This window comes from Dyella sp. (assembly GCF_036384435.1).
Lineage (GTDB): Bacteria > Pseudomonadota > Gammaproteobacteria > Xanthomonadales > Rhodanobacteraceae > GSA-30.
The window spans coordinates 1-24,337 of record NZ_DASVMI010000008.1 but is presented as its reverse complement, the minus strand read 5'-3'; the positions used below and the strand labels follow the sequence as shown (position 1 = coordinate 24,337).

Annotated in this window: 23 protein-coding genes; 3 read left to right on the top strand and 20 right to left on the bottom strand. The window is 60.5% G+C overall.

The genetic code is table 11. The annotated features are described in order from the left end of the window. Positions 1–89: 89 nt before the first annotated feature. The 3 genes from VF436_RS00630 to VF436_RS00620 all read left to right on the top strand — a co-directional run bounded on the left by VF436_RS00630 (position 90) and on the right by VF436_RS00620 (position 3,042). Positions 90–521 (top strand): DUF4124 domain-containing protein, encoded by a 432-nt coding sequence (locus VF436_RS00630; RefSeq protein ID WP_330902027.1) that lies wholly within the window; start codon positions 90–92, stop codon positions 519–521. Between the two features lie 152 nt (positions 522–673). After that, entirely contained in the window at positions 674–2,377 is a 1,704-nt protein-coding gene (locus tag VF436_RS00625; protein WP_330902026.1) for a proline--tRNA ligase, read from the top strand. Between the two features lie 335 nt (positions 2,378–2,712). After that, a complete protein-coding gene (locus tag VF436_RS00620; RefSeq protein ID WP_330902025.1) occupies positions 2,713–3,042 on the top strand; it encodes an H-NS histone family protein in 330 nt (109 codons plus the stop codon). A gap of 50 nt (positions 3,043–3,092) precedes the next feature. On the opposite strand, the gene VF436_RS00615 is transcribed toward VF436_RS00620, so the two are convergent. From VF436_RS00615 to VF436_RS00520, 20 genes are all read right to left on the bottom strand, one after another. Next, positions 3,093–3,767, bottom strand: coding sequence for a protocatechuate 3,4-dioxygenase (locus VF436_RS00615; RefSeq protein WP_330902023.1), 675 nt, complete (start codon positions 3,765–3,767; stop codon positions 3,093–3,095). A gap of 118 nt (positions 3,768–3,885) precedes the next feature. Then, complete coding sequence (locus VF436_RS00610) at positions 3,886–5,094, bottom strand: threonine/serine ThrE exporter family protein (RefSeq protein WP_330902034.1); 1,209 nt, start codon at positions 5,092–5,094, stop codon at positions 3,886–3,888. Between the two features lie 167 nt (positions 5,095–5,261). Beyond that, positions 5,262–5,711 carry an NfeD family protein gene (locus tag VF436_RS00605; RefSeq protein ID WP_330902022.1) on the bottom strand — a complete coding sequence of 150 codons (450 nt, stop codon included), beginning with the start codon at positions 5,709–5,711 and terminating at the stop codon, positions 5,262–5,264. A gap of 9 nt (positions 5,712–5,720) precedes the next feature. Beyond that, complete coding sequence (locus VF436_RS00600; RefSeq protein WP_330902021.1) at positions 5,721–6,680, bottom strand: SPFH domain-containing protein; 960 nt, start codon at positions 6,678–6,680, stop codon at positions 5,721–5,723. Between the two features lie 291 nt (positions 6,681–6,971). Then, a complete protein-coding gene (locus VF436_RS00595; protein WP_330902020.1) occupies positions 6,972–8,345 on the bottom strand; it encodes a sensor histidine kinase in 1,374 nt (457 codons plus the stop codon). Between the two features lie 24 nt (positions 8,346–8,369). Beyond that, on the bottom strand, positions 8,370–8,696 hold the full coding sequence (locus tag VF436_RS00590; protein ID WP_330902019.1) for a hypothetical protein: 327 nt from the start codon (positions 8,694–8,696) through the stop codon (positions 8,370–8,372). 79 nt (positions 8,697–8,775) lie between these two features. Beyond that, positions 8,776–10,116, bottom strand: coding sequence for a sigma-54 dependent transcriptional regulator (locus tag VF436_RS00585; protein WP_330902018.1), 1,341 nt, complete (start codon positions 10,114–10,116; stop codon positions 8,776–8,778). Positions 10,117–10,283: 167 nt separating this feature from the next. Beyond that, positions 10,284–11,504, bottom strand: coding sequence for an ABC transporter permease (locus VF436_RS00580; RefSeq protein ID WP_330902017.1), 1,221 nt, complete (start codon positions 11,502–11,504; stop codon positions 10,284–10,286). 10 nt (positions 11,505–11,514) lie between these two features. Continuing rightward, positions 11,515–12,837, bottom strand: a complete 1,323-nt coding sequence (locus VF436_RS00575) for an ABC transporter permease (RefSeq protein ID WP_330902016.1) — start codon at positions 12,835–12,837, stop codon at positions 11,515–11,517. 21 nt (positions 12,838–12,858) lie between these two features. After that, on the bottom strand, positions 12,859–14,082 hold the full coding sequence (locus tag VF436_RS00570; protein ID WP_330902015.1) for an ABC transporter permease: 1,224 nt from the start codon (positions 14,080–14,082) through the stop codon (positions 12,859–12,861). A gap of 7 nt (positions 14,083–14,089) precedes the next feature. Next, positions 14,090–15,394: an ABC transporter permease gene (locus VF436_RS00565; RefSeq protein WP_330902014.1), complete on the bottom strand. Its 1,305-nt coding sequence runs from the start codon at positions 15,392–15,394 to the stop codon at positions 14,090–14,092. Between the two features lie 34 nt (positions 15,395–15,428). After that, entirely contained in the window at positions 15,429–16,667 is a 1,239-nt protein-coding gene (locus VF436_RS00560; protein WP_330902013.1) for an ABC transporter permease, read from the bottom strand. A gap of 9 nt (positions 16,668–16,676) precedes the next feature. Then, complete coding sequence (locus VF436_RS00555) at positions 16,677–18,002, bottom strand: ABC transporter permease (RefSeq protein WP_330902012.1); 1,326 nt, start codon at positions 18,000–18,002, stop codon at positions 16,677–16,679. An 18-nt stretch (positions 18,003–18,020) separates the two neighbouring features. Continuing rightward, positions 18,021–19,256, bottom strand: coding sequence for an ABC transporter permease (locus tag VF436_RS00550; RefSeq protein ID WP_330902011.1), 1,236 nt, complete (start codon positions 19,254–19,256; stop codon positions 18,021–18,023). A 13-nt stretch (positions 19,257–19,269) separates the two neighbouring features. Next, the gene (locus VF436_RS00545) at positions 19,270–20,577 is read right to left on the bottom strand and encodes an ABC transporter permease (protein WP_330902010.1); all 1,308 of its coding nucleotides are present in this window, start codon (positions 20,575–20,577) and stop codon (positions 19,270–19,272) included. Between the two features lie 87 nt (positions 20,578–20,664). Next, a complete protein-coding gene (locus VF436_RS00540) occupies positions 20,665–21,378 on the bottom strand; it encodes an ABC transporter ATP-binding protein (RefSeq protein WP_330902009.1) in 714 nt (237 codons plus the stop codon). A 36-nt stretch (positions 21,379–21,414) separates the two neighbouring features. Further along, positions 21,415–22,686: an efflux RND transporter periplasmic adaptor subunit gene (locus VF436_RS00535; protein WP_330902008.1), complete on the bottom strand. Its 1,272-nt coding sequence runs from the start codon at positions 22,684–22,686 to the stop codon at positions 21,415–21,417. Between the two features lie 177 nt (positions 22,687–22,863). Next, on the bottom strand, positions 22,864–23,427 hold the full coding sequence (locus tag VF436_RS00530; protein WP_330902007.1) for a hypothetical protein: 564 nt from the start codon (positions 23,425–23,427) through the stop codon (positions 22,864–22,866). Between the two features lie 109 nt (positions 23,428–23,536). After that, positions 23,537–23,752: a hemin uptake protein HemP gene (gene hemP / locus VF436_RS00525; RefSeq protein WP_330902006.1), complete on the bottom strand. Its 216-nt coding sequence runs from the start codon at positions 23,750–23,752 to the stop codon at positions 23,537–23,539. Positions 23,753–23,798: 46 nt separating this feature from the next. Next, positions 23,799–24,337: hypothetical protein (locus tag VF436_RS00520; protein WP_330902005.1), on the bottom strand; the 539-nt coding region annotated here is incomplete at its 5' end.

Below are 24,337 nucleotides of genomic sequence, written 5' to 3'. Positions count from 1 at the left end.
AGCCTGGGAGGGTCTGGTTCCACGCCGGCTTGAGTCCGGCGCGCCCGGGAGTGTTAACTTATCGCATCGATCCCGCCCCGGAGACTTCCATGCGCCGTACGCTGCTGGCCGCCGCGCTGCTGTTGGTTGCACCCTCGCTGTTCGCCCAGGCCTATAAATGGACCGACAGCACCGGGACGGTGCATTACTCGGAAAATCCGCCACCCTCGGGCACCAAGTATCAACGGATGACACTGGCCGGCAGTGCCGAAGCGCCAGCCGGCACGGCGGCAGCTTCTGCGCCGCCCCCGGCGACATCCGCGCCGGGCCCTGCGTCGGCCAATAGCCAGCCGATGGCCGATACGCCAGCCAATCGCAGTAAGTTCTGCACCACGCTCCAGTCCAACCTGGATCTGCTCAAGGGTAGTGGCCCGCTTGTCATGCAGCAGGATGGCCAGTCCAAGGCCGTCGATGACGGCCAGCGCAAGGCCCAACTCGCCACTGCCCAGGCGCAGTACAAGCAGTATTGCAGCGGCAAGTAAGCTGCCGGGGCGGGCGCGGCGGGGCGATCACTCCAGGATGGCGGCAATGGGGAGTCTGGCCTGTGGCAGGCGCCTGCCGTCGCACGACTTGCCCCTGCCCCCCATGCAAGGGCCCGCTATAATCGATTTCTTTACCGATCGGACCCGCTCGAATGCGCCTTAGCCAATTCCACCTGGCCACCGTCAAGGAAGTCCCTGCCGACGCCGAAATCGCCAGTCATCGCCTGATGCTGCGAGCGGGCATGATTCGCAAGCTGGCCTCGGGGCTCTATACCTGGAGCCCGTTGGGTCTGCGCGTGCTGCGTAAGGTGGAGGCTGTGATCCGCGAGGAAATGAACCGCGCCGGCGCCATCGAAATGCTGATGCCATCCGTACAGCCTCGGGAACTGTGGGAAGAGACCGGCCGCTGGCAGAAATTCGGCGGCCAGTTGCTCAAGATCAAGGACCGCAAGGAACAAGAGTTCTGCTACGGCCCCACGCACGAGGAGGTCATTACCGACTTCGCGCGCAATGAGCTGAAGAGCTACCGGCAGCTTCCGGTCAATTTCTACCAGATCCAGACCAAGTTCCGCGACGAGATCCGACCGCGCTTCGGAGTGATGCGTGCGCGCGAATTCCTGATGAAAGACGCTTATTCCTTCCATCTGGATGCTCCCTCGCTGGCGGCAACCTACGAGGTAATGTATGAGGCTTATTCGCGCATCTTCACCCGCCTGGGCCTGAAGTTCCGCGCCGTGCAGGCCGACACCGGCGCCATCGGCGGCAACGCCAGCCACGAATTCCAGGTGCTGGCCGATTCGGGCGAGGATGCGATCGCCTTCTCTGACCAATCCGAATACGCCGCCAACACCGAAAAAGCCGAAGCGCTGGCTCCTGCCCAACCACGGCCACCGGCCAGCGCCAGCCTGGCGCTGGTCGATACGCCTCGCGTGCGCAGCATCGAAGACGTCTGCAAACACTTCGGCGTGTCACCCGATCGGGCAATCAAGACCATCCTGGTGCGTGGCAAGGAAGGCCTGGTCGCGTTGTGCCTGCGCGGCGATCATGAGATCAACGACGTCAAGGCCGCCAAGCTACCGGAACTACCCGAGGAATTGTCCTTGGCCAGCGAAGAGGAAATCCTCGCCGCCACAGGTACACAACCAGGCTTCATCGGTCCGGTCGGGCTGCCGGAATCGATCCCCGTCATCGTCGATCGCAGCGCAGCGGTCATGGCCGACTTCTTCTGCGGCGGCAATGCCAATGACAAGCATTACAGCGGCGCCAACTGGGATCGCGATGCGCGCCTTTCCCGTGTGGAAGACCTGCGCCAAGTCGTAGCCGGCGATCCCTCGCCGGACGGCCAGGGCACGCTGCAGATCGCACGTGGTATCGAAGTGGGCCATGTCTTCCAACTCGGCCAGAAATACGCCGAGGCGCTCGGTGCCACGGTGCTCGATCACGAGGGCAAGCCGCAGGTCATGTACATGGGCTGCTACGGTATCGGTGTGAGCCGGATCGTAGCCGCGGCTATCGAGCAACGGCATGACGACGCCGGCATGATCTGGCCCGAACCGATGGCGCCATGGCGTGTTGCGGTGTGCGTGATCAACCCGAAGAACAATCCGGATATCGCAAAGGCTGCCGAGTCGCTTTACCAGCAGTTGAACGCACTGGGCGTGGAATGCGTGCTCGATGATCGGGGCCTGCGCCCCGGCGCCATGTTCGCAGATATGGAACTCATCGGCATTCCTCATCGCGTGGTCATCAGTGAGCGCGGCATGGCCGCCGGCACCCTGGAATATCGGGCCCGCAGTGAAAGCGAGGCACGCCCCGTGACCCAGGCGGACCTGTTGGCACTGCTGGGAGTTGCCTGATCCTTGTGTTATGCAGGCGCCCTATGTGGCAGGGTACCGATACAGCCAGACACCTGGGGCCTGCGGGCCTCGAATGAGATTTCCATCCGGGCGAAACAAAAAGGCCGCTTGCGCGGCCTTTTTGTTTCTGATTAATCAAAAAAGAATATCCCGTTCGCCTCTGACGGACCCGGCATGCACCGGCAATTCCGCTATCCCGCCCGGTCCTTGGATGCAATATTGACTTTACAAGCGGGTTACGCTTCATAGAAAATCAGGAGGCAATTGGGACGCCAATTGTTTTTCAACTCAAAAATCAAAAACCCCGAAACACTCACATCCGGGAGTCATTACTTATGGCCATCGATCTCAAAACTCTCAACCATAGCCAGTTGAATGAACTGATCAGCAAAGCGCAGGTTCGTCAGAACGAATTGCGCAAGGAAAAGGTCGGCAAGCTGCGCGAAAAGATTCACGCCATGATCAAGGCCGAAGGCTACACCTTCGACGACATCTTCGGCGGCAAGACCGCCGCCGCTGGCAAACGTCGCTCCGGTGGCGTGGTAGCTCCCAAGTACAAGAACCCAGCCAACCCGGAGCAGACATGGTCCGGGCGCGGCAAGCGTCCGCGCTGGTTCAATGAAGCACTCAAGGCCGGCAAGTCTGAAAAGAGCCTGCTCATCTGACGCGATCAAAACGCTTTGGTAAAAAAACGCCGGCTTTCGCCGGCGTTTTTTTAGCCTGATGTCAGCAGGAGATCAAGGTTGCCATAAAGCACGTCACCATCGCGCGTGAGATCAATCATGACCATCTTGCGCTCTTCAGCGCTCAAGGCTTGCAGCAGCTGATCCACATCGTTAAGCGGCTGCCCCTCAAAATAGAGTTGCGTGACCAGGCGATCCACCCTGCCTGCCACATCCAGGTGAATATGTGGCGCACGAGTCCAATGTTCATTGACGGGGTAAGGCCCTGGGATAATGCTGCGAAAGCGATAGCGCCCCCAAGCGTCCGTCATCTGCATGGCATAACCCTGGAAGTTTGGGTCCAGAGGAGCCGACTTGTTGGGATCGCTGGGGTGGTCATAGCGACCATCAGCATTGGCCTGCCACCATTCGATTTTCGCCCGGGGCACTGGGTCTCCGCTCAGGGTACGCACCGTACCGCTCAGTTCGAATATCTGTCCTTTGGCAATACGCGTGCGCCCACGCACGTATGTAAGATCGGCATCCCTATCAAGCGGCTTTATCCTCGGATAATAAGGCCCCATGATTTCGCCAGGGGTGGATATTGCCGTAGCGCTTGCCAAGGCAGCTGCCGAGACCAGCATTCCGCCCACACCGCACGTACCTGCAACCAGCGCACGACGGCGTGAAAGCGAGATACATTCTTTACTCTTTTTTTGCTCGTCCATGCCCCACCTCATTGCATCGAACTGACTCCCATGTAACCCCGCATCAGGCTTTGGAAAAATCAGGAATGCCAGATATTTATGTGGGTAAATGCTGACAATGACGTCTGTGCTTGACCATTCAAAGCGAACGACGTGGCGCCACCAATAGATCACCAAACAGCAGTCCAGCCACCAGCGAAACCAGCAAGGTGACCAGGAGCAGGCCGGTATCCATGCCTAGCTCTGTATCGCGTTCCAGCAAATAAGACACGCTGCGAAACCCCACGCTGCCGGGAACAAGCAGGATGATTCCCGGCTCTCGCACCACCGCACCGGGCCGATGCAGGAAGCGCGCGTAGGCATTGGCCAGGGCGCTGAGCAGGAAACCTCCAAGGAAAACGCCAAAAGGCGCCTTGGGAAGCGAGCCGGCAATCTGGCCGCCCCAACGCGTGGCGATATAACCGACGATCACAGCCACCATCACGGTGAGCCAGTCACGCCGTGCCGCGCGAAAGGCAATGGCCCAGGCGAAGGCACCGACGATGAGTGCGACGGTTTCGGCCCAGGGCGGTAAAGGTGTCTGCGCCAAGTCGCGCGCGTGGATGCCCACGGCAAGACACAACTGCGTGCCCGCCACGGTACCGAACGTGAGCTTGAGCAAGGTGGAAATCGCCCCCCCCATGCGCGCCATGCCCGCAACCAGATGCTGGCTGGAAATTTCGCGTACTGCCGTGGTCAATGCCATGCCCGGCACCAGCACGATCAGCCCGGCCAGGATCACCGACTTGAGGGCCAATGGCACGATGAACGCGCTGACGGAAATGGCCACCACCGAGGCCACTAGCGCGCTGATCGCTTCGCTGGCAACAGCCAGGCGCGGCCGCGTGGCCGAAGACACCATGATCACGCCGATGATCAGACCGATTACCCCGGCGGCTACCAGATCGGTCCAAGCACAATGCAGCAACAGTGCCACCACGCTGGCAGCTGCCAGGCCATAGGTAGCGACCACCGCCGCCTGTGACGCCAATGTCTCGGGCTTACCCAGTGCGCGCAACAGGCGAAAACCTTCGCGCATGTCCAGGTCACCCTCGGTGACGCGATCGGCAATGGTGTCGGCTTCGCACAAACGCGCCAGGTTCACGTCACCAGGGGACAGCCGCATGACCTGCGTCACCTGGGCGAGCGCTTCATCGCCCTGTGAGAGCTCGGCGAACGAAACGATGATAGCCGTGGGGCTGGACCAGACATCAGCCTGCAATCCAAATCGCTGCGATACGCCGGTAATGGCCATTTCCAGACGCGGCGCGGACGTACCGTACTGATGCAGCCGACGTGCAAGCTCCATGATGAAGACGATACGTGTCTTCAGTTCGGTGCCTTCGAACGAACGGCGGGTCGCCTGTGGCGGCGCGGCGCGCCACGGCACGTGGAAGGGAGAAGGAATGCGATGCATGGCCCGCATTCTCACCTGGAAGCGGGCGGCTTGAACACCGCCCGCCACGCAGGCATGGATCAATCGGCGGCAATCACCTTCAGGGTGGTGCCATCCACGGCGACGACTTCGATCGTCGCTCCTACCGGCAGATCCGGGCCGCTGACCAGCCATTGGCCGTCGCCGACGCGTGCCTTGCCACGACCATGAACGATGGCCTCGATCAATACATAGCGCTGACCGACCAACTGATCGGCCCGGCGATTGAGCAGCGCGTCGCCGGGATCGTGCCGCAGGAGGCGCGGACGCACCAGATACCAGTACGCCACGCACGAAGCCAGGGCAAGCACGGCAAAGCACACGGCCTGGCTCAGCAGGGACATGTCCGGCCAGACCAGCATCACCACGCCGGTCGCCGCGGCGCCCAGGCCAATCCACAGCATGAAATAACCAGGCAGCACGACCTCAAGAGCGATGAGGATCAGGGCCAGGATCCACCATAGATAATGCAGGGCGACGTTCTCGACCATAGCCGTGCGTCACCGACCGACAGGCGGCGGCGCCCGGCGTGTAGCCGCCTGCTTTTCCTGTTGCTGCCCGATCGACTCCTTGGCCAATTCGGCGATGCCGGCCAGCGATCCCAGGATGCCGGTCGCCTCCATCGGCAACAGCAGCATCTTCTGGTTCGGCGAGTTAGCCATTTCCTTCAAGGCCTCCACGTACTTGTTGGCGACGAAGTAATTGAGTGCGTTTACATCACCGCTGGCAATGGCATCGGAAACCAGCTTGGTCGCCTGCGCCTCGGCCTCGGCCAGGCGGATACGTGCCTCGGCCTCACGAAACGCCGCTTCCTTCTTGCCGTCGGCGGCGAGAATGGCCGACTGCTTTTCGCCGTCCGCCTTGAGCACGGCGGCCTGGCGAAAGCCCTCCGCCTCCAGGATGTTGGCGCGCTTCTCACGCTCGGCCTTCATCTGTCGTGCCATGGAATCGACCAGGTCGCGCGGCGGCGCAATATCCTTGATCTCGATGCGGTTGACCTTGACGCCCCACGGATGCGTGGCCTCATCGACCACGGTCAGCAACTTAGCATTGATCGCGTCACGCTGGCTGAGCGACTCGTCCAGGTCCATCGAGCCGAGTACGGTACGGATGTTGGTCATGACCAGGGCAAGCGCCGCCTGCTCCAGATTGGACACCTCGTAGGCGGCCTTGGCTGCATCGAGCACCTGATAGAACACCACGCCGTCGACCCGTACGACGGCATTGTCCTTGGTGATGACATCCTGGCTGGGCACGTCGAGCACTTGTTCCATCATGTTCATCTTGCGACCGATGCCATACATGATGGGAATGAGAAAATGCAGGCCCGGCGTAATCGTACGCACGTACTTGCCGAACTGCTCCACGGTCCATTCGTAGCCTTGCGGCACCACCCTGACCATCTTGAAGATGAGCAGGATCGCCAGCAGCAGTACTACCAGGGCGAGAATCTGACCCATATTGCGACTCCTTTCGTTGGTTGAACCTGAGTATAGGCGGCCGCGAGGGGAAGGCTGTTAGGGGATTGTTTGGATGGCGATGCCTCCCAGGATGCGCAGGCAGAGGGCACGGCGGGAGCCGGGGAGCGGGGGGCGCAAGTCCGCGATGGGTTCCCGGCGTTCAGATCATGCAAGCCAACACACGCTCAAGACTCGAATCGGCGGCATACGCCGCCCCTATTGCCCATGGCCGTCTACTGCTTCGACAGAAGCCAAGGCTCAGCACTTGCGGCAAGCCAAGCGACTTCGAAGTCAACCCGGCCCCAAGGGCAGCAGCAGCGAAACGCGCAGACCGCCCTCTTCCCGATTGGCCAGGGTAATCCTGCCGCCGTGGGCCTCGGCAATCTCGCGGGCCAGCGCCAGGCCCAACCCCGTACCCGACCGCTTGGTGGAGTAGAACGGCAACAGTGCCTGGGCCAGCACTGTATCGGTCATGCCCGGACCACGATCGGCCACTTCGATGCGCAGGTCATGCCCGATCACCATCAAGGAGAGCGTGACGCCATCCTCGGTGCTGCCTGATTCATGCGCATTCTTGATCAGGTTGATCAGGACCTGTTCGATCTGGGCCGCATCGAACCAGCCCGACTGTTCGGGCGGCGTGCTCAGCAGGCGGAACTTGCAATGCAGCGCCAGGCCCTGAAGAAATGGATGCCAGTCGATGTGACTGGGCTGCGGGGCAGGCAACTTGGCAAAACTCGCATAACCGGCGATGAATCCGTGCAGGTGCCGCGCGCGCTCGCCGATCGTGGCGAACACGCCCGGCAGGCGCTCGGTGTCCCCGCGACGAGCCAGCTCAGCCCCCGAATGCGACAACGAGGAGATAGGCGCCAACGAATTGTTCAACTCGTGGCTGATCACCCGGATCACCCGCTTCCAGGTGGCCACCTCCTGACGCGACAACTCGCGCGTCATACGCCGGAACAATTGCAGTCGATGGGGTCGCCCCTGGAGGCGGAAATTGCGTTGCGACAGGTGAAAAGTCTCTTCGCTGCCGTCCATCTCCACGGTCAGCAATGCGTCCTCCCCCCCCAATGCCGCACGCCTGAGTGTCTCGGGCGTGCCATCGAGCAATTCGGCGAAATCCAGGCCTTGCAGCGATTTGCCTTCGTTGAACAGGTGGCGCGCGGCAATATTGGCATATACCACTCGATTGCTAGCGTCGCTGAGCACCAGGGCAACCGGCGTATTCTGCACCACGGTATCGAGCAACAATTCGCGCTGTGCCAAATTCTGGCGCTGTTCGCGCAAAGTCTGACCCAACGCGTTGTGCATGCGGATCAGGTCGCCCAGTTCATCGCGCCGTTGCGCGACAATGGAGAAACTGAAGTCGCCGTCCCGATAGCTGGCCACGGCGCCTTCCAGCGCTCGCAGCATGCGCGACACCGGCGACATCACGATGTATCCCAGCCACAATGACAGCGGCAGGAGAATGATCAACGTGACGACAAACCCGCTGTGGGGGCCGGTCGGCATCGGTACCGTCAGGGTGAGATCCTTCTTCATCCAGGCGATCCACTGCGGCAATGGCCACTGTGTCACGCCATGATAAATCAGGGCACCAGCGATGCCAGCCATGCCCAGCAATACCGTCAGGCGTACTTGCAGGTTCAGGCTACGCGCCATGCCCTCACCTCACGCCGTGCCGACTCAATGGCACTTCGGCTGCCGAGGATCGGAAGCGCAACTGGCAGCAGGACGCCCGTTGTCGTCAAGTATGCGGCTGTTGTCATTGATTGCCGTGGGACGATTGGGGTCGGGACGGCCCGTATCGTTCACGTGGGGAGTAATGCTCTTGAACTTGAAGTGGCTGTCCTGAGCCGCTCCCGCGTTGCGATTGCCCTGGCCATACTGCACCGTGCTTGAACTGGCCGGCCTGCTCCATGTATCACTGGCCTGGCTCGCCGATTGCGCGTGAGCCCCCTGGAGCGAGACGACCAGCGCAAGAGAAGCAAACACGATTGTCGGACAACGCATGGAGCTACCTCTCATTCGGTGCGGATGCCCGATCTTAGAACCAAGCCCAAGTTGCCGTATAGGCCACACGTCGGGAACCTCAGCCTTGCGCCGCCAAGCCATAACGCTCCATGCGCCGATAGAGCGCTTGGCGGGACAATCCAAGCGCCTGGGCAGCCCGGCTGACCACGCCATCAGCCTTGCTCAGGGCGGACTCCACCGCCTCCCGGCTGGGCTCGTCAAGGTTGCGCGATGGCGAAGCAGCCAGTTGCGGCAAGTTGAGCTGTTCGGGCTCGATACGCCCTTCAGGTGCCAGCAACGCCGCACGCTCGATGGCGTTCTTTAACTCACGCACATTACCGGGCCACGCATACCCCAGCAGGGCATCGCGGGCCGCATCGGTCAAATGAGCACGTCCGTCGAGAAAGAATTCGGCCAGTGGAAGGATATCGTCGGCGCGATCGGCCAACGGTGGGAGGTTCACCTCGATCACATTGAGACGGTAGTAAAGATCTTCACGGAACGTGCCCGCGCGAATCATCGCCTTCAGGTCAGCGTTGGTCGCGCTGAGCACACGCACTTTCACCTGGCGTGTGCGCCCGGAACCAAGGCGTTCGAACTGGCCGGTTTCCAGCACGCGTAGCAATTTCACCTGCCCCGACAACGGCAAGTTGCCAATTTCATCCAGGAATAATGTACCTCCGTCGGCCATTTCGAAGCGGCCTTCGCGAGCCTTGTTGGCGCCGGTGTAGGCACCGGCATCGGCACCAAACAATTCCGCTTCGATCAGTTCGCCCGGCAGCGCTCCGCAATTGACCGCGATGAAAGAGCCTCTCTTGGCGGGGGAATTGGCGTGCACGATCGCCGCGATGCGCTCCTTGCCGGCACCATTGGGCCCGGTGATCAATACCGGTACTTCAGAGCGTGCGACCTGGCATGCCAACTCCAGCGTGCGGGCCATCGGCTCGGAAGCGAACACCAGGCCGTCAAGGTCGTAGCGACGTTGCAGATCCTCGCGCCGCTTGCGCCGTTCGTTGCGCGCGCGACTGACCTCCCGCGTCGATTCGGACAATTCAAGCAGGTTTTCGACAGTCGCCAGCAGCTTGGCATCATCCCAGGGCTTGGCCATGTAGTCGGCGGCACCCGCCTTGACCAGCTCCACGGCGGTTTCCAGATGTGTCCAGGCCGTCAGCAGGATGACTGGCAAATCGGCATGCCGCTCGCGAATCGCGCGGAACAGCGCCACTCCCTCTTCGCCCGACGTGGTATCGGCGGTGAAATTCATATCCTGGATCACCACATCCACGCGTTCGCGCTCCAGCATTTCCAGCCCTTGCTCCTGGGTCAGCGCTACCAGCGGCCGGATTTCATGCAGCGACAACGCCAGCGAGAGTGCCTCGCCAACGGTGGGATTGTCATCGATGATTAGGACGGTTCGCATTCTTCGTCTGCACATGTAGGCATGGATGCATCTCCATGCGGGAGGGTTTAAATCGAGTGAGGCAGGCCGCCATGTGGCCTGCAAGGAGTTAGGCGTGAGGGGATGTGCGTGCTTTTGCCCCTGACTCCTGGCCCCTCACAGGCTGCGCAGCAGCCGGCCTCACTCTCTCATACCGACCGCGTCGCTACCACCGGTGGCACCTGCGAGGCGCGCAGGGCTGGCCCCAGCACGGCCAGTTGACCCAACGACCATAGAACCAGCGCACCGACGGGCAGATAGGCCCATGGCAACCGGGGTACCTCGTAGTAGTGCATCAACAACAGATTCAAGGCAAAAGCGAGCACCATGCCCATACCAATACCGAGGCTGACGATCAGGAAATTCTCGGTCTGGAAATATCCGAGAATATCGGCGCGCGTGGCACCGATAGCGCGACGTATACCAATCTGCTTGCGACGCTGCTGCACCCAAAAGCTAGCCAAGCCTACGATGCCAAGCACGGTGACAAGTAGCAAAGCCAACACCACGCCGATCAACACGCCTGTCATGACGCGGTCCTGATGAAAATAATCCTGTCGCAGGTCGCTGATGGTGCGGCTCGACGGCTGATCCAGCACAGCATCGGGGGCAAGCTTGCCGGCCGCTTCGCGAGCATCGCGCTCAACCCGTGCGATGTCCTTGGGATCGGCCTTGATCAGATAGCTGCTGGCCAGGTAGGTGCTTGATTGCCCGGGTACAAAAACCGACCAGCCTTCCTTGCCCCTTCCGCGGCCATTGGGATCGGGTACCACCAGTTGATCCATCACGCCGACGACCTCGTAGCGTGATTCATCCAGCCAGATGAGTTTGCCAAGCGGGTTGTCGCCAGGCCATATGCGTTCGGCCAGCGAACGCGTCACCAGCACAGAAGCATGCGCGGGCATCAATCCGTTGAATGGCTGGTAGTCATCGTCATTGAGCTTACGGCCTTGCACGACGCGCAATCCGAGCGCATCGAAACTTCCAGGCCCGCCCAGGTATAGCTCCACCAACGGGCTATCTCCGGTACCAACGCCATCATGCCGAGTCTCGATGCCGGCAGTGCCCCGGTGGCGCCCGAAAGGAATCGAATTCAGCAAAGTAACCGACTGCACGCCTGGGATGGCCCGCAGGCCGGCCAACAAACGTGCGTTGAGATCAATAGCATCACGATCTTCATACGCATCGAGCTGAATCGTCGCAAGCGAGCTCTCGTCGACGCCGCTGGGCTGGTTCATCGCAGCCCAGCGCGTGGCGATCAAAAAGCAGGCGTTGCACAGAACCGCACAGGCCAAGGCGATCTCCATCGCGATCAACAGGGTGGCCAGGCGATGGCGCCGGAGCGCCGCCAAAACGGGCTTGATCTGCATGACGTTTCTCCTAAAGCGTCTTCAATTGCAGGCCTGGCGCGACACGACTGGCGCGAACGGCCGGTAACAGCCCAGCAAGCAGGCTGGTAGCGATGGCAAGCACAAACGTCACGGCGAACATTGACGTATCCAGATGCACCAGATCGGCAAATGGCACCGGTTGATGCCGAATCATCCACAAGCCGAACAAGGTAAGCAGCCAGCCACCGAAACCACCGAGCAATCCGACCACGCCCGCCTCCACCAGGCATTGCGCGAATACCGCATGTCGGCTCGCTCCCAGGGCACGGCGCACCCCAAACTCCCCCGACCGACGCAGAAACTTCGCCAGCAACAAGCCAATCGTGTTGAACAAGCAGATAGAAAGAAAACCGAATGCGAGCCAGGTCTGCAGCCGTACATCGCTAGGCACCACACCATTATAATCGAGCCATTGCATCAAGCTGCGAAGACGCGTGTTCTGAGGGCGCACGATACGCCCCAGGATCTTCTGCTGCTGGGCATAATCGTCAAGGAACCGGCGATACGCCGTTACCTTGGAGGCGTCACCCAGTTCCACCCACAGGCCGAGCCAGGCGCAGTCTGAATTTTGCAGATGACCGGGACGAGAAGGCAGGTGCCAACATGTGAACTGCTGGAAATTGCCATCATTCACTTCCAGCCCCGTCTCGAAAGGTGTCATGACGTCTTCCGGCCTGGTGTAATAGTCAGCGGTGTCGCCTTGCGCAAAGCGCCCACCAGCGACCTGATAGAACTGCGGCGACGGCCGCCACGGCGCCAGCACTCCGATAATGCGAACGTCGTTGTTTCGCAACCGCAGTGTCTTGCCCACGCTATTTGCTCCGCCAAACAATTTGGCATTCAAGTCATCGGAAATTACCGCCACACGCGACCGGCGTTCGTCATCCTGTGCGGTCCAGGGATTGCCATACCGGAAAGGCACAGCAAACATCGCGAAGAAATCCGACGTCGTGGACAACATGGTCAGCCGCAGGGCAGGCTTGGTGGAATCGGGCTGGTTCAAGCGCACCGGGCTTTGTGCAACGATGGCCTGGCGGTCCGCACGCTTGGCACTCCACAAATCCACAGCGCTACGATAATCGAGCTTGTCCAGCGGCTCATGGTAATTGCCTGGCTCGGGATTACCGTCTACCTGCGCATAGAACAAATGATCGCTTCGGCCCGGCAACGGATCGCCTGAAAGCAGGTGCATCACGGTCAGGGTGGTCATGCTCGCACCGATACCCACCGCGATGGCAATAACCATCAATGCGGTAAGCATACGATTTCGTCTCAGGCTTCGAATGGCCAGATCCAGATAATAAGCAAACACCAGCGTCTCCTCGCTGAAGATTCAGGTTGCCCGGGTCGCCACGACCGGTGGCACTGCCGCGGCTCGCCTGGCGGGCCCGAGCACGGCCAGTTGACCGACCAGCCAAAGCGCGAGCGCCCCGACCGGGAGATAAAAACCAGGCAGATGAGGCAACTCGTAACGCACCATCAGGAACAGGTTGATCGCGTATGCCAGCACCATGCCCAAAGCGATACCCATCGTGGCTAGCAGGAAATTCTCGACCTGGAAATAACGCAGTATCTGGGCGCGCGTTGCGCCCAGCGCGCGGCGCACGCCGATCTGCCGCTGTCGCTGCGCTACCCAAAAACTGCCCAATCCGACAATGCCCAGGGACGTAACCACGAGCAACGCCACACATACACCTGCAAGCAGGCCGGCCATGGCTCGATCGTCTTCGAAATAGTGTTCGCGAAATGTTTCCCACGGCTGCTTGATCAGGACTACTCGATCGGGATTGAGATCCTTCAGACGTTTCAGCGCCTGGCTAAGAACACGGTCGCGATCACCCGGGGCGCAGCGCAGTACGTAGTAGTTCTGCGGTAGCCGGATCGGAAGCATGATGCTGAAGTGCCCTTCCGAGAACTCGAAAATACGCGGCCGCACCAGATCCTCGACGATACCGACAACCTGCAAAGGAGCACCTCCGGACAGGTAGAAGGTCTTGCCCAGAGCGTGACCGCCGGGCCACAGCCTTTGCGCCAAGGCCTTGGTAATCACGGCTACGTGCGGCATAGCCTTGAGATCGTTGTTCTTCAGTGCTTCCGATACCGAGCGCAAGTCGACCACTTCCTCGGGCATCAATGCCCTGCCCTCCACCAGTTTCAGACCCAGGGTGTTGAGGATATTTTCGCCGTAGTACACCGTGGTACTAGCGGTGGGGAGCTTCTGGTCGGGGTCCAGTTTGATGCCCGTATTCTGCGAGGAGCCGCCGAACGGTACCTGGCCGACGGATGCTACCTGCTCGACCCCGGCGATCTGGCGCAACGCTGCCATGTCAGCCTGCACTCGCGCGTATTCGTCACCGCTCTCGCCCACCGCAGCAAGACGAACGACCGTCAGTTCCTTTTCCGCGATACCGCTGGGGGTATGGACGCGTTCGATACGCAGGGTAATGAGGAACACCGCGTTGCAAACGATGGCGCACGTCAATGCTATTTCCATGATCAGCAGCATCGAGGTGATCTTGTGGCGACGCAGCGCCGAGAGAATGGGCATGATGTTCATGGTCCTCTCACTGGCTCTTCAGTTGCAGGGCGGGAGTTACCAGGCATGCGCGCCACGCCGGCAACAGACCGGCGCACAAGGTGCTGAACAGGGCCAACGTGAACGTGGCAAGCAACATGGTCATGTCCAGGTGTGCCAGCGAGGCGTAGTCCGATGGCTGCCTACGAACCAGCCATAGCCCTATCATGGCCAGCAACAAGCCACCGGCACCTCCGGCCAGGCCAACCATCCCCGACTCGACCAGCAGTTGCACAAAGATGTCTCGCCGTGACGCCCCCAGAGCACGGCGCACCCCCAACTCCGGCGAGCGACGCAGGAACTTCGCCAGCATCAAGCCGACAACATTGATCAAGCACACCGCCAGAAAACCTAGCGCCAACCAAGCCTGCAATCTGACGTCGCCCGGTACAACGCGCATGAAATTGAGCCACTGCATGACATTCATGAGCCGGACGTTGGGCGGGCGCTGAAACCGCCCCAATGCCTTCTGCTCCAGCGAGTAATGGATCAGATATTGCTTGTATGCAGCCACTTTCGCCGGATCGAGAATCTGCACCCACAGCTGCAGCCAGACACAGGATGCCGTCTCGAAATGGCGGGCATCCTCACCCCCGCGTCCCCAGCAATCGTTGGACCCGTTATGGGCCAGTTCGAGATCGCGTGATGTACTGAGCGGCAGATAGACGTCTTCGTCCTCGGCATAATTGCCAATGTTCAAGTCATAGAAATGCGGATTGGGATGCCAGTCTCCAAGCACACCGATGACCTGGAAGGAGACGTCTTTGATGCGCAACACCTTGCCGACCGCGCCCTGGGCCCCGTAAAGCTTGTCGCTCAGGGCCTTGCTGATGACGGCGACGCGAGCCTTGCGGTCATCGTCCAGTGCAGTCCACCCGGTGCCGCCAGAAAACGGCACGCCGAACATGGTGAAGAAATCCGACGTGGTGTAACGCGCGTCCGCATAGAAAGGATCGATGCTCGCCTGGGCAGGCTGCACCGGTACGGAACCGCCAGTCATCAGTGCCTGGTGATCGGCGCGCGCGGCATGAAGCAGGTTCATGCCATCGATCCAGGTCACCTGTTCGGGCGGAGGATCTTTTGGCTGGTAGCCATCCATATCCTGTGGATCGAGCTGCGGATAGAAAATCGAGCCGCTGCGCCCGGGAATCGGGTCGCCAGATAGTACATGCAACACGGTCAGCGTGGTCATGCTTGCGCCAATGCCCAACGCTATCGCCAATACCATCAAGGCGGTCAACACCTTGCTTCTGCGCATGCTGCGCCAAGCAAGATCAAGGTAATAGGCAAACATCGTCAACGATTCCCCTGCGGCTCGTCTTCAACACTCAAACAGATCGCGTCGCTTCGACCGGCGGCACCCGCGATGCGCGTACGGCTGGCGCCCATACCGCCCCCTGGCCCAGGGCCAGCAGCATGACCACTCCCGACATCAGGTAGAACAGGGACAGATGCTGCATCTCGAATCGCGTTACCAGCCATAGATTGAGCCCCAATGCCAGCACGACGCCCAGCAGAGAACCTCCTATGCTGATCAACAGGTTCTCCGTGAGAAAGTAAAGAAGAATGTCGCCCTGGGTGGCGCCAAGCGCGCGCCGCACGCCAATCTGGCGGCGTCGCTGGCTGACCCAAAAACTGGTCAGTCCAACGATACCCGCCGCCGTGATGGCGAGCAGCACGACGCAAATGATGCCCATGAGAACAGCCATACCGCGATCACGGCCGTAGGCATCCTGGCGTATGTCGGCAAAACGCTGAATCCCATCGCGATCATTGATGATTCGCATCGGGTTCTGGGCGAATAAGGTCTCGCGAATCTTTCCCATGACCTCATTGCTCTGTCCTGGCTGCGCACGCACGATGTAGTAGTTACCCCAATCGGACAGCAGACGCCGCGGAAGAATCATGGTGTGGGATGCGAAGCCTGCCGCCCAACGATCGACGCTATGCGGCTGCAATACCCGGACCACACCCACGATAGTGACAGGCTGAGTTCCACCCAGTAGATAGATTGCCTTGCCCAAGGCCGACTGGTGCGGAAACAAGCGACTGGCCAGCGCTTCCGTGACGATGGCTACCGATGCGGAAAGCTCATCGCGCACGCTCATGGACTGAATCTCATCAGGTCTGAAATTGCGACCTGCGACGAGTCGAGTTCCCAGGGCACCGAGGAAATGATCATCGGAAAAATAGAGTGCGGTTGACGTGGTCGGCCTGACCTGGTCGCGCGCAAGCATGACGTAATCGTCCCAACCGTTGCCGCGCAAGGGATATGCGTTGGCAATAGCCGCCTCCTGCACGCCACCGATGGCGCGCAACGCAACCAGGTCCGCCTGCACTTGCGCTTCCATCTGCGGCATCGTCATGCTGGCGGCCATCTCGTTCGACACCACCACGACATTGGGTTCGTCGATGCCGGTAGGTTCGGACAGATGTGCCAATCGTTGCTGGATGATCGAGAATGCGTTGCAGATAATGGCTAGCGTCAACGCGATCTGCATGGCAATTAATACCACGCCAGCTTTGTGGCGGCGTAGTGCGGTCAGAATGGGGCGTATCTGAGGCATGGGCAGTCCTCAGTTCGACTTCAGCTGCCAGGCCGGCTGCACTTGCGCGGCCTTCCAGGTCGGGTAGAACGCAGCCACGATCGTGGCCGATACCGATACCAGCACGGTCAACGCAACCAGCGACAGATCCAGGTGCGCGAGGCTGGCGACTTGCGGCTGGAAGATCAGGCCGACGCCGAGCATGCCAACGGCCGTCAACACAAGGCCCAGCAAACCTCCGGCCAGCCCGACCGTGCCCGCCTCCACCAGAAACTGCATGTAGACCTCGCGGCGAGACGCTCCCAAGGCACGTCTCACGCCAATTTCAGGCGCACGCCGCATGAATTTGGCCAATAGCAGGCCGACCGTATTGATCAGGCAGATCACGAAGAAACCCAACGCCACGGCTAACGAGATTCGGCTCTCCGGCGGCACGACCTTCTGGTAATCGAGCCATTCCTGGACATTGCGCAGGCGCACGTTGGGCGCCCAATGCAGGCGGCCGGCCTGTTGCAGTTGCAGAGCGTAGTCACTCAGATATTGTCGATAACGTTGCACGTCAGCCGGCGTATCCAGCTGTACCCAGCCGGTGACCCACACGCACTCGCTGCGTAACCACCCGTCCCAGCCAACATTGATGGAACCACCGCCCCCGCAACTATTTCGCCCCCCGGTGTCTATCTTCAGGTCGATCGCCTTCTCAAACGGCACGAACACTTGCGGACTGCCGCCGATGCCGTTGACGGCAAACATGCTGAAAAGATCGAAATAGCGCGGCTGCGGATTCCATGCCCCCACGATACCGACGATGCGATACGCATGGCCTCGTAGATTGATTTCCCTGCCTACGCTATTGCCCCCGCCAAAGAGGCGCTGGTTGAGATCGCTGCCTATCACCGCTACGTCAGCATGGTGATCGTCGTCCGCGCGTGACCAAGCCGAACCATACTCGAATGGCACATCAAACATGTTGAAGAAGTCGGCCGTTGTTGCGTAACCATCGGCATTGAATGGCAAGCTGCCTGCTTCATGACCTGGAATGACCGAGAGCGTCAGGTCATACATGATGGTTTGCGCCTTCGCCTTGCCCGCGCGCATCAAGGCCATCGCATCCGTGTAAGTCAACGCGTCCGGTGGCTCGCCACGACGATTGTGCTGAGGCCCCCAATTGTCGATCTGCGGCACAAACAATCGCCCGGACTTGTCCGGAATGGGATTGCCCGATACCGCGCGGAACACCGAATACGTGATCATGGACGCGGCCACGCCAAAACCGATCGCCATGACCATCAGTGCCGTCAGCCACGGGTTTCGCCGCAGGCTGCGCAATCCCAACTGGAAATAATATCCAAGCATCGCCGCTCCCGTTCGACGTCAGGCCGATCGCGTTGCTTCCACCGGCGATACGCGCGCCGCACGCAACGCTGGCGCCAGCACGGCGCCCTGCCCCAGAATCAATAGCAGGACAATTCCGGCCAGCACGTAAAGCAATGACAGACGCGCCATCTCGAAGTGGCTGACAAGCCAGAGATTCATGCCTATGGCCAGCCCTGCACCGATAACCACTCCCACCGCACCGATCAGCAGGTTCTCGGTCATGAAATACCCCAGAATATCGCCCCGTGTCGCACCCAAGGCGCGTCGCACGCCGATCTGCTTGCGCCGTTGTCCCACCCAGAAGCTGGTGAGGCCCACAATGCCGGCAGCGGTAATGGCCAACAGTACCAGGCATACCACGCTCATCAGGATCGCCATGCCACGATCGCTGCGATACGCATCCGCACGCACCTTCTCGAAGCTTCGGATACCACGCTTACCGGTAATGACACGCATGTGGTTGACCTTGAACAAGGTCTCCGGCACAGCCTTGGTAATGGCCGCCAGTTGCCCAGGCTTGGCGCGAATCAGATAGACAGTGAAGTTACCGGACAGTTGGTACGGCTGGAGCACGGCGTATTCCTGAAAATTATCGGCCCAGGTGCCCGACCAGGGCACTTGCAGCCGATCGAGTACACCGATCACCGTCGCCGGGGATTTGTCGTCACCCAGGTACACCACCTTTCCCAGCGCCGATTGCTTGGGAAACAGTTTCTCGCCCAGCGCTTTGGTGATGAGGATCTGCGGCGCGGTCTTCATCGCCTTCGGATCGGTTACCGAGACTTCACCTGCATTGAAATTGCGCCCTTCGACCAGTTTGCTGCCGAGGGTCGCCAGAGCGTGCTCGTCAACGAAGTACTGGGTGGTCTGCGTGATTGACTTGCGCGCATCCGGGTCGGTCTTGATACCCGTGGACCAGCCACCACCGCGCAAGGGAAACGAGTTGGTGGCATAAGCATCAGCAACGCCAGGCACTTGACGCAGCGCCAGCACGTCGGAACGAATCAGCGGCGGCGTATCGGCATCGGTGGCTCCAACAAAACGACTCTGCACGGCCAGCAGGTCGCTCTCCGTCACGCCCGTGGGCCGTTGCAGGCGATTCACGCGCTGCTCAATGATGAAGAGCGCATTGCACACGATGGCCAGGGTCAGCGCAATCTGCAAGGCGATGAGTACGGTGCCGGCCTTGTGCCGCTTCAAGGCAACCAGGATGGGTTTGATCTGCTGGATCATGGTTGTTGTCCCCTTAATTGGATTTCAGCTGCCAGGCCGGCTGCACCTGGGCAGCGCGCCAGGTGGGGTAAAATGCCGCCAGCACCGTGGCGCCAATGGCCACCATCAGCGTAAGCAACACCAGCTTCACGTCCAGCCGCGCCAGTCGCGCGATATCCGGCTCAAACACCAAGCCGATACACAACACACCAACCCCGGTCAGCACCAGACCCAGCACGCCTCCGACCAAGCCGATCGTTGCCGACTCCATCAAGAACTGCGCGTAGATCTCCCGACGTGGAGCGCCCAATGCGCGACGCACACCGATTTCGGACGAGCGGCGCATGAATTTGGCGAGTAACAGGCCTACCGTATTGACCAGGCAGATCAACAGGAATCCCAGCGCCACGAGCAAAGATATCTTCGATTCCGGGGGCACCACTTTCTGTACGTCCATCCAGGTCATGACATCGCTCAGGCGCACATTGGGAGCCCAACGGAATCGACCGGACCGCTGCTGCTCGGCGGCATAGCCGGTCAGAAACTGCTTGTATTCATCGGCTGCGGCGCGATCGGGCAGTTCCGCCCAGAATTCGATCCAGACACATTCGGAATGCAGCCAGGCCTCGTAGCCATCACCTGCGCTCTTGTTGCAGTTGTTGTTGCCTGCGGTCAGCAGGTTGAGATCAATTGCCCGGGTGAACGGGATAAACACCTGGGTGGGATCGTCGAACCCGGACGTGTTGACCGGATCGAAGAACAGCGGCTGTGGGTCCCACGTATCCATCACGCCGGTGATCTTGTAGCTATGCCCATCGATATTCAGCGCGCGGCCTACGCTGTTGGCCCCGTTGAACAGCTTTTCGTTTAACGCTCGACTGATGACCGCCACTGCCGCGTGCGCATCGTCTTCATTGGACGTCCAGCCACCGCCATAGAGAAACGGAATATCGAACATCGTGAATGCATCGCCATAGACGGCATAGGAATTTTCCATCACCGGCAGCTTGTTGGCGTCATCGGGCACCACCGAGATGGCGATGGGATAAAGCGCGGTCTGCCGTTTGGCCTTATGCGCCCGGATCAAGGCCATCGCGTCGGTGTACGTCATCGCCGAAGGTGGCTCGCCCTTGTCGTTGTCCTCGGGCCCCCAGTTGTCAATCTGGGGCGCAAACAGCACCGAGGATTTCTGGGGGATGGGATTATTGGAAGTCGCCCGGAAGACCGAGTACGTCGTCATCGACGCAGCCACGCCGAAACCAATCGCCATGATCATCAACGCGGTCAACATGGGGTTGCGACGCAGGCTGCGCAGCCCCAACTGAAAATAGTAGGCGAACATCGGCTTAGACTCGATGAAGTGAAGGCAAACTCCCGCAGGCGAGCAGGAGCAGGATCGGCATCCGTGCCAAGCAGGCGACCTGCCGCGTCAGGCGGGCGAGCGCACCGTGTGCTGCGAATGAAAGCGCGGATCTTCAGCGAGGTCGACGACCTGACCGTCGATGATGTGCACGTTGCGCTGCGCACGGGCCGCCAGTTCAGGATCGTGCGTCACCATGACGATGGTGGCGCCCTCGCGGTGGATTTCTTCCAGCAATTCCATCACGCCACGCGCCATCTGCGTATCGAGGTTGCCGGTTGGTTCATCCGCAAGCAAGAGGCGCGGCGAACCGGCCAGGGCGCGGGCAATTGCCACGCGCTGCTGCTGACCACCGGATAGTTCTGCCGGGTAATGCTTGGCACGCGAGGCCAGGCCCACGCGTTCGAGCGCATCCATGATGCGTTGCTTGCGCTCAGCCGACTTCATACCACGATAACGTAGGGGAACTTCTACGTTGTCAAACACGTTGAGATCCGGAATCAGGTTGAACGCCTGGAAGATGAAGCCGATTTTTTCATTGCGGATCTTCGAGCGCGCGTTGTCGTCCAGACGGCTGACTTCGACACTATCGAGGTGGTATTCGCCGCCCGTAAAGGTTTCCAGCAGGCCAGCGATGGTAAGGAAGGTCGTCTTGCCCGAGCCCGATGGACCGGTCACAGCGACGAACTCGCCCTCCTGCACATTGATATTGAAGTCGCGCAGAGCATAGGTCTCCACCACTTCGGTGCGATAAACCTTGGACAGATGGGTCATCTTGAGCATGTTGTCGTCCCTTGCAATAAGTCGTGGTGGATGGCTTCAGCGGCTGATGGCCACACGGGCCGCGTTCTTGAAGTTGTCGGTACCGGAGACCACGATGCGGTCACCTTCTTTGAGGCCGTCGAGGATCTCAACCTTGTCAATGCTGCTGGCGCCCACGCGGATCGGCTTCTTCTCAGCAATACCGTCGTGGACGACGTAAGCATAGTTGCCGCCCGATTCATCGACGAACGAGCCGCGTTGCACGGTGAGCACGTTGTCGCGATGATCGAGCAGGACGCGGACGGAAAGGCGCTGGTTCTGGCGCAACTGCTTGGGCGTCTCCCCCTCGAAGCGCAGGCGAGCAGCGACTTCGCCATTGACCACTTCCGGCGAAATGGCGCTGACCAGCCCCTTCCAGGTATTGCCGTTGCCCGAAATCTCGCCGCCCATACCGATACCCAGGTCGCGGGCGAAGCTTTCGGGCACCTTCATCTCCACTTCCAGCGCCGACAGGTCGATCACGCTGAGCAGTTGAGCGTCCTTGGCTACGGTAGCGCGTTCGGCGATGAAGAGCTGGCCGACCTGACCGTCCACTGGCGAGCGCACATTGAGGTCCTCGACCTGTCGCTGCAGATCCTTGACCATGATGACCTGACGATCATGCGCAAGCTTCTTGGACTGGATATCGAAGCCGAGGCTGTCGTTATCCATGCCCAGGTCGGCCTTGGCATGCATCGAGGTGATTTCGGCCTTCTTGAGTGAATCCTTGGCCCTGTCCACGTCCATGCTGGGCACGGCACCCTGGGTGAAAGCCTTCTGATACCGAGCCAGGTCGCGGGTGGCCGTTTCCTGGTCGATCTGCGCGTTGTCATAGGCTTTTTGCAGCTCGCCGCGCTTTTTCTTCGCATCGATCTGCGCACGCAGGAAGTCCACCTGCATGGCATCAGCTGCGCTCTGTTCCTGCGCCAGCTTGTTGAGCAGTTCCGGGCTGTCGATGATGGCCAACACTTGGCCCTTCTTCACCTGGTCGCCCGCATGCACCTTCATGGTGACGGCGCCGCCATAGGTGGCATAAAGCGTGGGGCTGACAGCGGCAACCACCTTGCCTTCCGCGGCGATGTCACGCACGAACGGCCCGCGCTCGACCGTGCCGAATGACAGGCGTGATGCGCTGACGGATGCCTCAGCGGAGAAAATGCGACCGGCTTGCGGCAGCACCAACGCGCCCACCGCCAGGACGGCCACGGCCACGCCGATCCACAGCAGTTGGCGTTTGCGGTTGGGTTTGACCTCGATCAGCTGGTCTTGAGCGGATGTATCGCGAATCATCGAACTGTCCCTCGGGGCCGCGGACGATACGGCCTCCCTCGTAGACAGATCAGCAATCCGCGTGCCAACCACGGAAGAACAAAAATCACATCGATTTCAATGCATTAAGAGGCATGCCTTGACAGCGTGCGTTGTCCGCGGACAGTGCCCGGACAAACGGACAAACGTCCGGACGGTTCAAGGCACTCCGATGCCAGCCTCGCGCGCGACCTCGACCGCGACGCTGCGCCCCAGTGCCGAAAGCCGTCGCACTTCAACGGCACCAAGCACCGTCAGTCCTGCCATCCGGCGATGACGAAAGGCGATGGGCCAGGCAGCGACGCATCGCGGAGCCGCGATATGACGCCAAGGTGCGCGTGGCAAGGGCGCGCCCTGCGCAAGCAATGCGTCCCAGGCCAGGTAATCCGTATCGGGGAGCAGAAATAGGCGCGCCAACAGGGTGCCTCGGACATCGTGGCATTCCAGCCACTCGCGGGGGCCTTCCACGCTTATGTCGCTGACCGCCGCGACAACCTGGGTGCGCATCAGCGGTGCCAGTTCGGCCCGCTCCACCAGCCATCCGGAAAGCGCCGAGGCCGGCGACTCCACAAGATGATCATGGGACACGTAGAGCACGCTGCCCAGCAGCGGCAGTGATCCGACCAGCTCAACGGCGGACAGACCCAGCCAGCGCCGGTGCGCATGGGAAACCTGCATACGCGAGCAGGCTGCCATCAGCGAAGAGTTGAACCAGCCGAACATGGCGACACTCCGATCAGGAGACCCGGCTGGGCGCCGCCAAAGGCGCTGGCGATAGGCCTTGAGCCGCCAATGCGGCTGCAAAAAGCGGGCATCCCTGCCCTGTGGGGAGTTACTTGGTGAGGATCAGCTTATCGTTGCGCGTCAAACGCAAGTGGTATTCGCTGCCCTGGTGCTGGATCACCAACTCGCGTGCTCCATCGAGCAGAAGCTGGCTGGAAATCTTTCGAGCCGTGGACGCCACAGCCAAGGTCGCGGCACTAGCCGCATGGCCAAGCACGCGCAGCGGCTGGGCATCGGTAACACGTCGCAGGGTCAAGGTGGACATCGAACAGCTCCGCTCAGTCTTGGGGCGAAGTTGATGATAATGATTCTCATTTGATAGTCAAGCGCTGTTGTAGCGATCGAGCGTCGCTATGGCCCCGGGGCGACACATTGGCTCCAGCACCGATAGTCCCAGCACCGAATCGCCCGGCGGCCACACTAAGCAATGTAGAACTTCCAACTCCAGCATAGATAGAGACAGCCGGCCTTAGAAAACTTGATGTCATGAGTACAGCAGCTTGCTGAGCAGACTTTTTTTCTGCTTCTCGCGCCCCCTCCCATGAGGCTGACATTTCAGCGGTAGTACCGCTAATCCCGTGCTTCTTGTTGAAATAGAAATCCGTTTGCTCTTGCTTACCAAACATTTGCGAATCTTTTCGCTGATCAAACGCAGAAGCAGCGGCTTCCCACACGCCGGACGCGCCACTCTGCACTTGCCGGTACGCCTGCTGCGCCAGCACCGTTTCGGCTTGCTCCACCGACATGCCGGGATGCTGCGCCGCGTACTTCGCCGCGTTGGCGGTGATCCAATCCGACTCCTTGCGATGCAACTGGCGATTAAACTGCTCCCCCGCCAGCGCCGTCGCCG